We start from the raw sequence: 1329 nt of genomic DNA on the forward strand, positions 1-1329 counted from the left end.
AGGGTAATAACCTTTACATGGCGAAAGAGTTTCAATATCTTAGATTATAAGATATTAGGCGCCGGATGCTGGGAAACTTGCTTGTCCGGTTCTGTGGGGGGCTAATTGCGAATATGAAAAAAGTTATCATCATTTCTTCTTTCTAAACCGCGTTAATCTATCTCGATTATTAAAGATATAGATATTTTTTATGAACCGATTATAGGTAATAAAAAATATTTTAATCAAATTAAAAATAAATTTTTTTTAAAAGTTAAGCGTCAAGGTAAATATTTAATTTTTTTTTTAAGTAATAACTTGGTTTTAATTGGTCATTTACGCATGGAAGGTAAAATTAATTTAAATCCTATTAATTTGTGTAATAATATTTATAAACATGAATGTTGGCGATTATATTTAGATAATGATATAGTTATGAGTTATTATGATACTCGTAAATTTGGACGTTTTTTAATTTATAATTACAATGATTATTTGATTACAAGTCCTTTAAGTAAATTAGCTAAAGATCCTTTTGAAATTTTGTTAAATGATTTTTATAATAAATTACAAAAAACTAATAGAGTTATTAAACAAGTTTTATTAGATCAAAGTGTAATTTCAGGAATAGGAAATATTTATGCTAGTGAAATTTTGTTTTTAGCTCGCATTCATCCTTCTAAACCTTCATGTCATTTAAGTGGGCGCCAAAGAGGCCTAAATTTTGCGCTATCTAACCAATAGCCAGGGCCGATAAACCCTGAAAGGATATGGTCGGTTTGGTAGACGAAAGCATGCCAGATTACAGCAGACTATAAAAGCGGGTTACGACAAAAGCAAATTAGTCAAAAAGACGCCGCCACCAAATAATTCGATGGAGAAGCCTGAAATGGCCTAAGAAGGAAAATTGAAGTAATTGACAAACCTGTTCCGGAAGTTGCTTAAACGGACAGTCCAGAGACTACTGTTATAAAACTTAAGTATCGAGTAGTTTATCAGATTAAGAAAACCTGGAATCAGCCTCCTAAAGAGGATACTTCCCCTAAAGAATTAAGGTCGAAATTTAGTGTAACTTGGAGAATCCTAAAACCAAGTAATTAAATTTACTAATCCGGAAATAAAAGCCCGGATGGTCAAGGATAAAGCATCTTTTTAGTAGTCGTAAAGGTAAACCTAAATTTGGAATAATTTAGTTAATCGGCTTACCAAGAAGAGAGTTAATGACTCTTATAGGGCGAAAGAAGAAAGTAATTTATTATTTATTCAATGGTATCAAGGAAGGAGTTGATATACTATGTCAACAACGGTTTCACTAGAAACTAAACTTTCGCGAACATTGGATAAAATTCA

1 protein-coding gene is annotated in these 1329 nt (G+C 31.1%); it reads left to right on the top strand.

From position 1 onward, the window contains the following. Positions 1 to 177 precede the first annotated feature (177 nt). Positions 178 to 723, top strand: coding sequence for a DNA-formamidopyrimidine glycosylase family protein (locus OC698_RS03120; RefSeq protein ID WP_334199472.1), 546 nt, complete (start codon positions 178 to 180; stop codon positions 721 to 723). The last annotated feature ends 606 nt before the right edge of the window (positions 724 to 1329 follow it).

Source organism: Candidatus Phytoplasma gossypii, from assembly GCF_030586975.1.
GTDB classification, from domain to species: domain Bacteria; phylum Bacillota_I; class Bacilli_A; order Acholeplasmatales; family Acholeplasmataceae; genus Phytoplasma; species Phytoplasma citri.